Here is a 14,401-nt window from a genome sequence, read left to right on the forward strand (position 1 = left end):
CTGCAAACCGGGCGAATGTGGTGGGGTTAGAATCGGTTATGTCTTGCTCATAATCAGTATGGTAGGCTTGCCAATGACACCGTCTTTCCGCATCGTTTCCGCCAAATCCGGGCGGGCAAAAAAAGCCTTCGGTGCGTCGGGCGACGCCCACTCGCTGATGATACAGACCGTGTTGGGGTCGTCGGCCAGCGTACTGACTTCGGCACTTAGTTCGCCCGCCAGCATTCGTTCGTTATAAAACAGATCGAAGCCTTTTTTCCAGGCGGCATAGTCGGCCACTTTGTGATAGACCATCGCTTTGACGAGTTTGGATTGTGTGTTGCGGCTGATCTTCCACTGCCCGTTCTCTTTGACCGCCGTGTTGCTGTAAGCCCCCTCCCTCACGATCCGCTCTCCTTTGGCCGACCGCCCCGTTAGGTGATAGGTTCCCGTGAAAATTACACTGCCATCGAATTGCGGGCTAACATTGGCCAGAGAAACGACGTTGGTCACGTCTGCATCGACAAACCCCTGTGTGTAAAAGTCAATTATCGCAGCCCCTTTTGTGGTGGTGCCGTCCGTAGCCGTCCGCACGGCATCGGCGGTGAACATCGTTTTCAGGGTCGCTGCTTCCTCGCGGTTGTAGGCATCCTGAAACCGCTTTATCAGGTCGCGAATCTCAAGCCCCACCGTGTTCATTTTCCACTTGACCTGACTGATTTTCCACTGTCCGCCGACCTTGCCGATCAGCATTTCGTAGGTTCCCGCCGTGGGGTTGAGCTTCGCGCCGGTTTTCCGCACAAAATCGTAGCCGCTGACGGTCGTGCCGATTTTCACCTTGCCATCGGGCTGGGCCTCGGTGCTGACCACCGTGAAGTCCATATACGACCCGGCCGTTTCGCCGAAATCGCGTACAAAGTCGGCTTCAACATCGGCTTTAGAACCGGGTGTTACACTGCCATCGGGGTTTACCCAGCCCACATTGTCGGCAAAAAGGGTCATCAGCGTGGGCCGGTCGCCTTTGTTGTAGGCGGTCTGGTAGGTTTTGGTAAAGGCAACCGCTTCGGGGTTGAGGCCCTGCGCGAGGGTGGTGGCTGCGAAAGCAGGGAGGAGCAGCAGCGTCAACAGCCGGGCCTTTACGAAAAATAGATTACTAATTTTCATGGGTGTATATGGTTACGTGAGTTGATCGGGTGAATTTCTAAGCCAGCCTTCTACACGGCCTGCCGTAATGTTTCCTGTGCCGACCTGAACGCTACGCCGAGGTCATTAATCGCCAGGGTGTTGGTGTATACACGTGCAGCTTCGCCTGCGGGCGGTTGCTGGTTCAGCATGAGCGACAGATCGGAGATGCGGTAACTTTCGCTCGAAAGAAGGTAGTTTTGGCCGCGCAAGCCCGACCGGGTAGCTGCCTGAAAAACGGCCTCGGCCACATCCCGCACATCCACCACCGAAAAGGCTAAATCGTTGGCAAACAGCATCTCGACGAATGGGTTGGGGGCGATCTTGTTTTTAAACAGGTAGAGCATACCCATCGACGTTGAATCGGCGCGGGGCGACAAGCTGGTGCCAATGACAAAAACGGGCGAAACGGTAGTGATCTCGAAGGGTAAATCCGGGTTTGCCTCGATGAATTTCCGTACGACCTGGTTGGCCAGAAACTTGGCTTGTCCGTAGGGATGGTCTTCCGCACTGAACCAGGGCGTATCAGCTTCGGAAAATACCTGACCGGCGGGGTGGTTAGGGTGAGGCATTGGAAACGAAGTAGTATAGGACGCCACCGAAGCGATGAACACCACACTTTTGAGTCCCTCGGTTCGATTGGCAATGGTCAGAAAATTTTCTGTACCCCGGATGGTGGGGTCTAGCAGGTCGCGCTGTGGGTCTTCTACTGCCAGCTGAAAAGGTGTGCCGCCGTGTACCACAATCGCGCAGCCCTGCATAAAGGACTCAAGTGCAGCTACATCGCGCACATTGCAGGGCACCAGCATCATGTTTTCGGCCCTGTTGAGGGTGCTCAGGTGAGCGTACTTTTCGGCGTTGGCTGGGTCAGAAGCCGATACTTTTACGGCATATCCTTCAGACAGAAATTTTTGGGTGGCGTAGCTGCCAATGAAGCCTGCTCCGCCAAGGATGCCAACTGTTTGCATACGGTTCTGCGATTAAGCCAATCTATAGGCCGGTGGAAATGGACGCGAAGTGGTTAGATTTGGCCGACAACGGATCTAAACTATCGCCAGCGTACTTCCCAGCCAAGTTCGCCTGGACGAATGCATCCTTTTACTGTCCGAAGGAGGGTATTTTCTTACCGGATGTGTGAACGGTCAGATCTCTGACTGACCAAGTGGCTGATATTGAGTCTCAAATGGTTTGAATTCGTTTCAGCAATGTCTCACGCAAGAGGTGGCTGAGCGGAATCGTTTTCCCCTTGATCCCGATATGGTTGTCGCCTACCTCATCGACCTGCGTCAGGTTCACCAGATAAGACCGGTGCACCCGCACAAAAAAGTTGGCCGGGAGTTTGTCTTCCATTACCTTCAGGGTCGTTGTCAGCAGGTGTTCTTTGTCGGCCGTGTAGAGGTGGCAATAGTTGCGGTCGGCTTCCACGTAGAGAATATCGGCGATGAAAATCTTAACGATCTTTTCGCGGTGCCGCACAAAAATCCGGTCACTGAGCACAAAGGGCGCATCGGGGGCAGGGCTGGTAGAGGTGGGAGGCTCGTCGGCCAGGCGGCTGATGGCCAGTTCGATAGCCCGTTGTAGCTCAATGGCCCGAATTGGCTTGGAAATGTAAGCGTAGGGACGGGTTTTTTTGGCGCGGGCAAAGGTGGCTTCGTCGGTATTAGCCGTGACGTAAATAATCGGGATGTTCCATTGCTGGCGGATCGCATGGGCCGTGTCGATACCGTCGAGTGATCCTTTGAGACTGATATCCAGTAGAATCAGGTCAGGTCGGTTCGTTTCGACATTTCGGATAGCTTCTTCGCCACGAGGAATGATCCCGCTCACTTCATAGCCGAGTTTGCCGAGTTGCAGGGCGATATCGGCAGCAATAATCATTTCGTCCTCCACAATGAGCACCTTTACGGCGATGTCCATGTTATTTACTAGTCATTCGGCAAAAAAATAGTATGTGTCTACGGAATGGTGCAGCCGGTTTGATAGAGTTGGGTGCAGCGAATCTTCGGCAACGTGGACTGGACATTATCACAGTTAGACCGGACTGCCGGTGCGGCAAATCCGTTACGAAGATAGGCTCAATTTTTATTATTTGGAAAGACGCTTGGCCTCCTCATGTGACTGTTGTAGTTCTTGTTCTTTCACACCGGGGCCTTGAATGGCTGCAATGGCTGTCCTTCGCATTCAATAACGGATAGCACAAAAAGGGGATCAGAAGTGATTATTGGTACTCGTTTTCTGAACCAATATCCTGACCCAATATGAGCCTCTTATTTTGTTGTGTACTGATAGGGTTGTAAAGCTATGGATTGGTGATTCATCCCATTTTCTTGTCTCGTCCTGAATTCCGTTGACCGTTTTGGTGATTGTTACTGCTTTTAATGACCAATGTAGTATGCTGAAAGATGAAGGACACAAATAACACATGAGTTATAGAAAACGAAGCTATAACTCATTTTTTTTGTAATATTGAGTTATAGAAAATGAAGCTATAACTCATGAAATGGATTTGGCAGCTACCGAACTGGCCACAGTTCACATTTGATACAGCAAGGTTTACCCATTGGGAGCGCGAATTTCATCGAAATGCAGGGGTGATCATTGGTTCGTTGGCAGCCATTTCTGCCGATGAGGTCAATGAATTACGGGTTACTCTACTAAGTAGTGAGGCTGTAGACACCGCAAAAATTGAAGGAGAGATCTTAGACCGTGATTCTGTTCAGTCATCGATCCGTAAACAATTAGGACTACAAAGCGATGGTAGAAGGGCCGGGCCACAAGAAACAGGCGTTGCTCAGATGATGGTAGACTTATTCAGAAGCTATCAGGAGCCATTAGCTGAAGAACGTCTGTTTTCGTGGCATAAAATGATCATGAATGGCCGAATCGATCTAGAAGTGATTGGTGGTTACCGGACTCATGCCGACCCAATGCAAATCGTATCGGGCCGGTTAGATAGGCCCAAAGTATTCTATGAAGCTCCTCCATCCGACCGTGTAGAGGAGGAAATGAAACAATACATTGCCTGGTTCAATCAAGCAGTCGAAGCGCAGATGCCGACGGTTATTCATGCTGGTATAGCCCATTTATACTTCGAATTGATCCATCCCTTTGAAGATGGAAATGGGCGCATCGGGCGTACCATTGCCGAAAAAGCACTGGCCATGGGGGCTAGGCAATCACTAATCACCTCATTGTCAAGTAGAATCGAGCAAGACAAAAAAGCTTACTATCAGGCTTTGGAGCGTACCAATGCCTCTTTGGACATCACGGAATGGCTCATCTATTTTTCTGAAAAGATTCTGGAAGCCCAAGTCTATGTTCAGAAAATGATCGCCTTTATTATCGACAAAGCTCGGTATTTTGAGACGTACCATAGTCAGTTGAATGAACGACAGACCAAAGTAGTGTTACGTTTGTTCCAAGAAGGGCTAACTGGGTTCAAAGGGGGCTTGAGTGCTGAAAACTATATTCGCATTGCAAAAACCTCAAGAGCAACGACAACCCGAGATCTAGCCGAGATGGTTGACCTAGGCGCTCTGAGAAAGGAAGGAAGGCTACGACACACCCGATATTATCTTCCTGCTTGGGGAGTAGCTGAAGACGAAGGGTAGATTGAGCTGGTAAGCAGCACCATTTAGTTTGAGTTTAGCGATGTGAAGAGGCACTTTTTCGGTAACAGCCGTATGCTACGGACTAATTCAATCGGTTCCTACAGCGATTATAAGATGGGATTACTCACAAAAACGCTTCTTTGTGAGACTACGTCTGGTTGATATGACGCTACTGTATTGGGCACCATGAAAACCTACGCGTGGTCGTTTGTGAACGAGCTTATTGACCCATAATATGACCGATGTCTGTCCTAGGAATAAAAAGGTTCAGAAAGCTATCAAATTTTGGTCGGACAAGAATTTTAGAAATGTTCGGTAGTCATGGATTTACCCTAAATGTGTCAGATATCCCTATAATGACGATCCATTTAGTGAAAGAACCCTTATAAGCGGTCTAGTAATTGAGAGTACCTCACGAAAATTATAACTTTTCTTAAAATAGCAGAATAATGGGGCAGTTTTGATAGATTTGGAAGGGGATTTACTTTTTAACATAAAGATAATCCATGATACCATTTCCCGATGAACAGCAATTATGGCATCGTTTCCGGACAGGAGACGAAGAGGCTTTTGCCATGCTATTCAAGCGGTACTATCGGAAATTTGTCCATTATGGGTTAAAGTTTACAGCGAATGAACAACTGGTTGAAGATGCCATACAGGATTTAATTATACACCTATGGCTGCACCGCACCACGCTCAACGATACACCTTCTCCCACCTATTATCTATTCAAAGCGTTTCGTAATCAGTTATTTAAGACCTTAAAGCCCTACAGCGGACAGGAAGAGCTAACGGAATATATGACCGATAGCCTGTTTGACGTTTCGGCGGAAGACAACCTCATTGACGAAGAATTTGCACGGCTGACTCAGACACGTGTCGGTTCGATGCTCGATAAGCTTCCGCCCCGCCAGAAAGAAGTGATTTATCTCCGGTATTTTCAGGGATTACGCCCCGAAGAAATCGCATCACTGCTAAATATCCGGCCCCAATCTGTCAGCAACATTCTGCAGCGAGCCCTCGCCAGCCTTCGTGAGGTATGGCTTCTCTTTCTGTTCCTCAGCTTGTTAGCAGGCATCTGAGTTATTTTCTTGTACTTTTTTTGATTTTTTTTTCATTTAGTGAGTATCCGTCATCCATCAGACAGATATTAGCTATACAGCGTTTAATCTTTTCTATGAATAATCGTACGGACCTACACCAGGAATTGCTGGAAAATTCTGATTTCGTGTCGTGGGCGTCAGGCGAAGCACCTGGGGATGAACCGCTCTGGCTTGCCTGGGCAGGTAGCGACTCAGACCGACATCAGGCTATGGATAAGGCCCGGCAAGTGGTACAATTGCTCGTGGGAAAGCCCGTGGTGCTCACCGACGAACACGTGAACGCGAAAATTTCAGAAGCCATTCGGGTGGCTCGACAACAGGAAATGTTTGAACATGGCACGCGCCGGGTGTGGTGGAGGTCTGCCCACCGATTGGCATCGGTAGCTGCCGTGCTGGCCCTTGTCGCATTCGGTACGTACTGGTGGTATCAGAATCGCACGGTCGGCTTAATCGATCCGGCGGCTACTGTATTGACCCAAAACAGACAACAGAAAAGCGATATGCATCAGGTAGTCAATGAAACGGCCGAATCCCGGTACATTGGCTTGCCTGACGGTAGCTCAGTTGTGCTGAAACGGGGCAGCCGCCTGACCTTTCCCCGACAGTTTGCCGACCATCGGCGCGAGGTTCATCTATCGGGCGAAGCCTTTTTTGAGGTAGCTAAAAATCCAGCGCAACCCTTCCTGGTTTACGCTGGCGACCTGGTGACCAAAGTACTCGGCACCAGCTTTAGTATCAAAGCATTCACCGGACAGCCGAATGTGGAGGTCGTGGTAAAAACCGGTAAAGTGAGTGTTTTCTCCAAAACCGATAAAAACGCCGAAAAACTGACTACGGGTAACCAACTGGCTGGGCTGGTGCTGTTACCCAATCAACGGGTGACATTCGGGCGCGAAGACGTAACGCTTAACCGCTCTGACGTAAAAGCCCCGACGCTGCTGAACATTCCAATAGAAAGCCAGACGTTTGAGTATGAGTCATCGCCAGTGTCGGAAGTGTTCGCCAATCTAGAAAAAGCTTACGGGGTAGATGTCGTCTATAATCAGGCAGTAATGACTAAGTGCAGTATTACTGCCACGCTTGGCGATGAGCCGCTGGCCAACAAACTTAAATGGATTTGCAATATTCTGGAAGCGACCTACGAAGTTAACCAGAACCAAATAATCATTACCGGTAAACCTTGCCAATAACCAAAACTTCCATCCTAAAATTATACCCGCATGATTTAGCCGTATCGACCATAAAAAAAGGTGAATGATGTTCCAGCACCATTCACCTCAAAAAAACTCACCCGACAAGTTGGTCTCAAACAACTGTCCCGAAACGGGACCCGGGTATTCTTTTGCCAATCTGTAAACCAGCAAATCACTCAAAAGTATGCATAAACTTGTATTGTCGCACGACTTGTTGCAAAAAATTATGCGGATAAGCCTGCTCCAACTGGTCTTTTATGGCCTGTTCTTCGGAATAGCGAACGCCCACGACGGACTCGCTCAGGAAATCCTGAACCAGCGTGTAACCATCGACGCTCGTAACCAGCAGATTTCGCTGGTTTTAAACCGCATCAGCCGACAAACCGGGGTGCGGTTCATGTACAGCCCCGAACTTATTCAGGCGGGCCGGAAAGTTTCGCTCAAAGCCGCCGAAGAAAAGCTCAGTACAGTGCTGACCACTTTGCTTAGTCCGCTGAAAATCACCTTTGAACTATCCGGCCAACAGATTTTGCTCCGCCGGGTAGCCGAGACCATTACCCCCACGATGGAAGCGCCAGGTGGCAACGGGCAGGTGCTGTTGAAAGACATAACCGGCACCGTAACCGATGAAGCCGGCCAGGCCTTACCGGGTGTAAGCGTCGTGATCAAAGGCACCCAGCGCGGAACCACAACCGACAGTCAGGGCGCCTTTCGTATTAATGTCCCCGATGCATCTTCTACGTTGATATTCAGCTTTGTTGGGTACGTATCGAAGGAAGTCAACGTGGGCAACCAAACCACGTTTACCATTGCATTATTGGTTGACGACAAAACACTGAACGAAGTTGTCGTGGTGGGGTATGGCGAGCAGGCCAAAAAGGAACTGACTACCTCTATTGCCAAAGTATCGGGGAAAGACATCAACCAACTGCCTGTTTCAACGCCCGGCGATGCGCTGGCGGGTTTGGCACCAGGGGTGCAGGTTCAGTCGGGGCGGGGTGGCTCGCCCGGCGACGCCCCAACGATCCGTATTCGGGGGGCGGGTTCGTTGGGAGCGGGCAATGATCCGCTTTACGTGGTGGATGGCTATCCGCTGCAAAACTCGGCGCAATTCACCCGGCTCAGTCCGACCGATATTGAAAGTATCGAAATCCTGAAAGATGCTGCATCGGCGGCCATCTACGGTTCGCGGGCGGCTAACGGGGTCGTGATTGTGACCACCAAACGCGGAAAAGCGGGTAAAACGCGTTTCGATCTGAATACCTACACAGGCATCCAGGATGTGCCGAAGCGAATAGATGTTATGAACAAAGAGCAGTACCTGACGTATTCGAAAGAAGCAGCTAGAGTACGGAACGAACGATACCCTGACATTTTTGACCGCCCCGACGAACTGGCTGATACTGATTGGCAGGATGTTATTTTTCGAACCGCTCCCATGTCGCAGGTGCAGCTAACGGCATCGGGCGGCTCAGAAAAAACTCGGTTTTCGATCTCAGGCAGTTACCTGACCCAGAAAGGAACGCTGATTGGTACCGATTATAAACTGGCTACGTTCCGGGCTAATTTCGATGCAGATTTAAGTTCCAAACTAAAAGTCGGTGTCAATTTTGCGCCTTCCTATGTCCAGCAAAATGTCCGCCCGGCGGCCGGTACCTACCAGGCAACGGGTGATAATGCAGTCACTGGGGCAGCACTGCCAAGCCCCATTTATTCGGCATTGGTAATGCCTCCTATCATTCCTGCCCGCTTAGCCAACGGCAATTACGGACAGGCGAATGCTGATCCGTCCTATCTACAGTATGGTTATCTGAACGCTATTGCCAACCTGTATAATCCGCTGGCAGTGCTGGAACTGGTAAAAAATCAGGCCAATAGCTACCGACTATTGAGCAACACGTTTCTGGAATGGGAACCCATCCAGGGACTGAAGCTACGTACCCAGGGTGGTATCTCGCTCGAAAGCACAGCCCGGGAAACGTATGTACCGCCCACACTGGCCTATGACGGTGCACCAACCGCCAGTTTATCATCCCCTAACTTTAACGGAATTGCCAGCGAAGCTACCAATAACCGAACCATCGACTACGTCTGGGAGAACACGCTGACCTACACAAAGAGGCTAAATTCCGGGCATAATTTCTCAGGGTTGCTGCTCTATTCCAATCAGAAATTCAGTTCATTCAATACCTCCATCAGCGGCAGGGCTGGAACATACACGACGGATTTGGTTCAGAATCCGACGGCCTCGCCCGACCGAATCGGGAATCTGGGTTACGGCCTTAATGCCTTTATGTCCCTGGCCGTTCGAATCAACTACGACTATAAAAGTAAATACCTGTTTTCGGCCGCAATCCGGCGCGATGGTTCGTCCCGTTTTGGTCCGGATGAACGATTTGGCACATTCCCATCCGTATCAGTCGGGTGGCGTATCGGGGAAGAAGGCTTCATGAAGCAGCAGAATCTGGTGAGCGAGTTGAAGGTACGGGCCAGTTACGGCCAAACTGGCAATGCCAATATTGGTGATTTTAGCTGGCTCAGCGGTATCGGCTCTACCAATTACAGCTTCGGCAACCAGCGCGTTTTTGGCACCCAACAAAGTGGCTACGCCAACTCCGGTCTGACCTGGGAAAAAAATCAGCAGGTTGATCTGGGTCTCGAAGCCGGATTCTGGCAGGACCGGCTGTATCTGACTATCGATGCCTACGACAAGATTACGGAAGGAATGCTGTTCTCGAAAGAACTCCCGGCCGTAGTGGGTTACGCCAATAGTTTTCTGACGAACGTTGGTAAACTCCAGAATCGCGGACTTGAAATATCCCTGTCGACGCGAAATACGGGCCGGGGTAGCGCATTGACCTGGACAACCGATTTTAACATTGCTTTTAACCGAACTAAAGTACTGGATTTAGGGGGACGGCAGTCACTCAATACCAGCGAAGGCGCAGCCGGTTGGCCAAACGGATACCGGATTGAAGTTGGTCAGCCGCTGGGGAACATGTACGGTTTTATCATCGACGGGGTGTTTAAAACTACGGACGAACTGGCGGCCAGCGCCAAATGGGCGGGCGGCTCGCAGGTGGGCGACCTGAAACCCCGCGATGTCAATGCCGATGGCGTTGTGAACGAGTTGGACCGGACCGTGCTGGGAAATGGATTGCCCAAATTTACCTATGGTTTCACCAATCGGCTGAACTACAAAAATATTGATCTGAGCGTTATCATTCAGGGTACGCAGGGTAATAACATCATCAATGGCAATGCCCGGCACAGCGAAGCAGTCAGTGGCAGGTTTAACGCCATAACCGCCGTCTACAACAATTACTTTCTGGCCAGCGATCCAAGCCGTGATGTTAAATATCCACGCAACAACCCCGCCGGTATCACGCTTCAAAATCAGTTAACCTCTTATGTGGTGTATGACGGTTCATTCCTGCGGGTACGGAACGTAACCTTGGGGTATACGCTACCGGGCGAATTGCTCAAACGCGTTGGCCTGCAATCGGCCCGGATTTATGTCAGCGGCCAGAACCTGCTGACTTTCACCAGCTATCCGGGTTTCAACCCCGAACCCAGTCAGTATGGCGATTCGGTGTATCAGCCCGGTTCCGACCAGGGCACCTACCCGGCTAACCGGACCCTGACGGCGGGCCTGAACATTGGTTTTTAAAGAATAAAATCCGCTTTTCACCAGAAAACACAGACCATCATGAACCCTAAATATCTGTTTAAACCCGGCTTAGTGGCGGTTATGCTACTGATTTTCGCCAGTAGCTGTAGCGAAGATTACCTGAACCTCAGTCCGCCGACAACCATACCAGTCGGGCAATACTTCAAAAGTCAGTCCGACATCACAGCCGCCCTCAACGGGGCTTATGGAGGACTTCGTGGCTACTACGGCTCTTTCTTTGCCATGGCCGAAGTGCCAACCGACAACACCGAATCCAATCCACGGGCCGACTCCTTCATTGGTGATTTTGATCGGTACAGCTGGGTTGTAACCAATGGCACCATTACGGGTAGCTGGTCGTCGTCGTACGCAATCATCTCGCGCTGTAATATTCTAATCGAAAAAAGCGAAGCCATACAGATGGACGCAGCCCTGAAAGCCCGCTACCAGGCCGAAGCGAAGTTTTTGCGGGCACTGATGTATTTTAATCTGGTACGTTTTTTTGGAGACGTACCGATTGTTCTGACCGAAATCAATACGGAACCCGAAGCCTACACCTACAATCGCGAACCGGTAACTAAGGTCTACGAGCAAATCGAAAAAGACCTGCTGGAAGCGGCCAATGTGCTACCAGCCAGCTACACGGGTGCTAACATCGGTCGGGCTACCAGCGGTGCCGCCCACGCTCTACTTGGAAAAGCGTATCTGACCAACAAACAGTTTGACAAGGCAGCAGCTACGCTAAACAAAGTCATTACATCCCAAACCTACCGCCTTCTACCAGTGTACGATGATGTGTTTCGAGCTAATAATGGGAATAATGCCGAGATTGTTTTCTCTGTACAGTACACTCGCACGGGTAACAAAGAAGGCAGTAATTTCTCCATCGACTTTGCTCCCACTGGAGCGGGCAGCGACATTGTCACGGGTGGAAACCCCGGTGCTGTCAATCAGGGTACGCTTGATCTATTCAATGCTTTTGAAGCGGGAGATACACGAAAAAACGTATCTATTCAACGCTTCACCGGGGGCGATAACCCGTATTACACCCGCAAATTTCTTGATCAGCCGCCAACCACCAACGAAAGCGACAACGACTGGCCCGTGATCCGGTACGCGGATGTGCTGCTGATGTATGCGGAAGCACTCAACGAGACCGGCAATACAACCGATGCGTTGGTGTCGCTCAACCAGGTGCGAAGCCGGGCGGGATTGGCAGCCAAAGCCGGACTAAGTCAGGAAGCCTTTCGGCTTGCCGTTGAGCAGGAACGCCGGGTTGAACTCAGCTTTGAAGCCCATCGCTGGTTTGACCTTGTCCGCACGGGTCGCTTAGTGCCAGTTATGACGGCATACGTTGCCAAGTACAGAACGGCGGGTGGATATTTAGTGGGTAATTACCAGTTTGCGGCCAACAAAGCGCTGTATCCGATCCCGTTCCGGGAGAGAAGTTTAAATCCCAACCTCACACAAAACCCGGGCTATTGACCAGACACGCCTACTGTAGACTGCGGAAAAGGCTGCGGTAGGCGTGTTAAACATCAATTTTTCATGAAGAGGATTTTTATAGCTTGGCTTCTGACAGCCATTCCTGGAATGCTTTTGGCTCAATCACAGGAAGTTGGAAGGGCGAACACGTTTGTTTTTCAGGATTGTAAGGCCCGCTGGAACCCTCAGCAACTCACCATTGGCAATACGTTCATTCAACGGCAGTGGCGAATTGATAATGGACTGTTGGTTAATGTTTCGCTTAAAAATGTCGTGACGGGCAACGAGCAACTGATGGGGGCCAGTCCACAACCGTCACCCGCGCCCGAATTTGAGGTCCGGGAAACGTGTCGAAAAACAACCATTACCGCCGATACGGGCAAAGCAGTCGTCGTTGAAACGGCGGCTCTTCTGGTAACGATCCGGTCGGAATATGACTCCTACACGCTGACGACTTTTTGTAAAATTTTCCCGCAAACCCCGGCCGTTTCAACCTGGCTTCGGATTGAGCAGAAAACCGCCCAGGAAACAGGCATTGCCAGCACAGACCGGGTAACTGGTATTGAAACCGGCAGGCAATGGCAGTCCATCAAGACCGATCTGACCGATGTGCTGCTACTCAACCATGTGCATCGTCAGCTTCTGGCGGTGACGCTGATGGACCATACCGATGACAAAGATAATTTGGTACAGGTTGATGAGTTTTTGTTGACCAATCCAACGACCAATTGGTGGAGCGGTAATCTGTTTTTTCTGGAAGACCAATTTAGCAAAGGCGGGTTGATTTTCCTGAAAGAAGCCCCGTTGCCCTACGCCCGCCCGGTTAAATCGGTAGCTGATCTGCGCCAGAATGCCACGCAGTTTGCCTTCACCGGGCTGGGTGCCGGGGCCGACTCCGTCCGCGAAAGTTACCCGTTTACGATTCTGCTGTATCAGAACGGAAAAACGGGCCGAACGGCTGTTTTGCAGCAATACCAGCGTCGATTCCGAACGTATAATGCCGACCGTGACGAACTGATCTGGCACTCGATCTGGGGCGACCGCAACCGGGATGGCCGCATGACCGAAGGTTTTCTGTCGAAAGAGATTGAGCTAAATCGACAAATCGGCATTGACCATCTGTATTTCATCGACGGGTGGCAAAAAGGTCCATCGTCCAATTCAGTCAATCGGGAAAAGGGCGGTCTTTGGGATAATCAGTGGTCGGTGGCCGATTATTGGGAACCAAACAAAGAGCGATTTCCGAACGGATTCGATGCCTTAGTGGGTCAGGCGAAGGACAACGGTTTTAAAATCGGGATGTGGTACAACCCGGATAAGACCAACGATTACGCCAACTGGAAGCGCGACACCGATGTCTTGCTCAATTTTCACAAGCGGTTTGGGGCCAATTACTTCAAATACGACGGAGTGGAGTTTTTTACCAAAAAAGGGGAAACAAATCTGCTGCGAGCCATGCACCGGATTGTGCAGGAAACGAACGGACAGGCCGGTATCGAGATTGACATTACGGCCGGTTTACGAACGGGTTATTTTGCGGCAATGCCCTATGGAACGTTGTTTCTGGAAAACCGCTACACCGACTTCCGAAAATATTATCCGCACACGACGCTTCGTAACCTCTGGCAGTTAGCGCAGTTTGTCGATCCGCGCCGGATGCGAATTGAATTTCTCAATCCCAAACGCAACCAGCACCTGTACCCGAACGACCTACTGGCTCCGGCCCGCTACCCCAAAGATTATGGCCTGGCTGTTACGCTGTTTGCCAAACCGATGGCCTGGTTTGAAACATCGGGGCTATCCGATTCGACCCGGCAGGCCTTTACTAAATTACTGGCCGTTTACAAACCGCATCAATCGGCCATTCATCAGGGGACAATTTTCCCCATTGGCGACGAACCAACGGGGTTTTCGTGGACGGGTTTCCAGTCCCAAACCGGCAAGTCAGAAGGGTACGTAGTCGTTTACCGGGAAATGAATCCTCAATCGAGCCGACCGATTTCGTTGTATAACCTGCCCGCCGGAACCTACCGGTTCGAGCACCTCAGTGGGAACGGAAAAAACTTCCAGGCAAGTACGAATGGCAACGGAAGCGTGACGTTTTCGCTACCCGCCACCCTGAACTATGGTTTTTTTCGCTACCAGCTACTGACCAGCAAAACGAAGCCTTAACCC

Annotated in this window: 9 protein-coding genes; 6 read left to right on the top strand and 3 right to left on the bottom strand. The window is 50.7% G+C overall.

Annotated features, from left to right (window positions below; translation table 11 throughout):
* Window positions 1-36 precede the first annotated feature (36 nt).
* From ACS5NO_RS15110 to ACS5NO_RS15120, 3 genes are all read right to left on the bottom strand, one after another.
* Window positions 37-1,143, bottom strand: a complete 1,107-nt coding sequence (locus ACS5NO_RS15110; protein WP_439415930.1) for a DUF4440 domain-containing protein — start codon at window positions 1,141-1,143, stop codon at window positions 37-39.
* Between the two features lie 50 nt (window positions 1,144-1,193).
* Complete coding sequence (locus ACS5NO_RS15115) at window positions 1,194-2,129, bottom strand: NAD-dependent epimerase/dehydratase family protein (RefSeq protein WP_439415931.1); 936 nt, start codon at window positions 2,127-2,129, stop codon at window positions 1,194-1,196.
* 211 nt (window positions 2,130-2,340) lie between these two features.
* Entirely contained in the window at window positions 2,341-3,078 is a 738-nt protein-coding gene (locus ACS5NO_RS15120) for a LytR/AlgR family response regulator transcription factor (protein WP_439415932.1), read from the bottom strand.
* Between the two features lie 578 nt (window positions 3,079-3,656).
* Here ACS5NO_RS15120 and ACS5NO_RS15125 point away from each other — a divergent pair.
* The 6 genes from ACS5NO_RS15125 (at window position 3,657) to ACS5NO_RS15150 (ending at window position 14,398) form a co-directional block, all read left to right on the top strand.
* Complete coding sequence (locus ACS5NO_RS15125) at window positions 3,657-4,772, top strand: Fic family protein (protein WP_439415933.1); 1,116 nt, start codon at window positions 3,657-3,659, stop codon at window positions 4,770-4,772.
* 506 nt (window positions 4,773-5,278) lie between these two features.
* A complete protein-coding gene (locus tag ACS5NO_RS15130) occupies window positions 5,279-5,857 on the top strand; it encodes an RNA polymerase sigma factor (protein WP_439415934.1) in 579 nt (192 codons plus the stop codon).
* Entirely contained in the window at window positions 5,815-7,068 is a 1,254-nt protein-coding gene (locus ACS5NO_RS15135) for a FecR domain-containing protein (protein ID WP_439415935.1), read from the top strand. Before ACS5NO_RS15130 ends, ACS5NO_RS15135 begins: the two co-directional genes overlap by 43 nt.
* Window positions 7,069-7,255: 187 nt before the next feature.
* Window positions 7,256-10,741: a SusC/RagA family TonB-linked outer membrane protein gene (locus tag ACS5NO_RS15140; protein WP_439415936.1), complete on the top strand. Its 3,486-nt coding sequence runs from the start codon at window positions 7,256-7,258 to the stop codon at window positions 10,739-10,741.
* A gap of 81 nt (window positions 10,742-10,822) precedes the next feature.
* The gene (locus ACS5NO_RS15145; protein WP_439415937.1) at window positions 10,823-12,226 is read left to right on the top strand and encodes a RagB/SusD family nutrient uptake outer membrane protein; all 1,404 of its coding nucleotides are present in this window, start codon (window positions 10,823-10,825) and stop codon (window positions 12,224-12,226) included.
* Between the two features lie 108 nt (window positions 12,227-12,334).
* Window positions 12,335-14,398: an alpha-galactosidase gene (locus ACS5NO_RS15150; protein ID WP_439415938.1), complete on the top strand. Its 2,064-nt coding sequence runs from the start codon at window positions 12,335-12,337 to the stop codon at window positions 14,396-14,398.
* Window positions 14,399-14,401: the final 3 nt, after the last annotated feature.

The sequence above is a fragment of the Larkinella fluvii genome (assembly GCF_051857545.1).
Lineage (GTDB): Bacteria > Bacteroidota > Bacteroidia > Cytophagales > Spirosomataceae > Larkinella.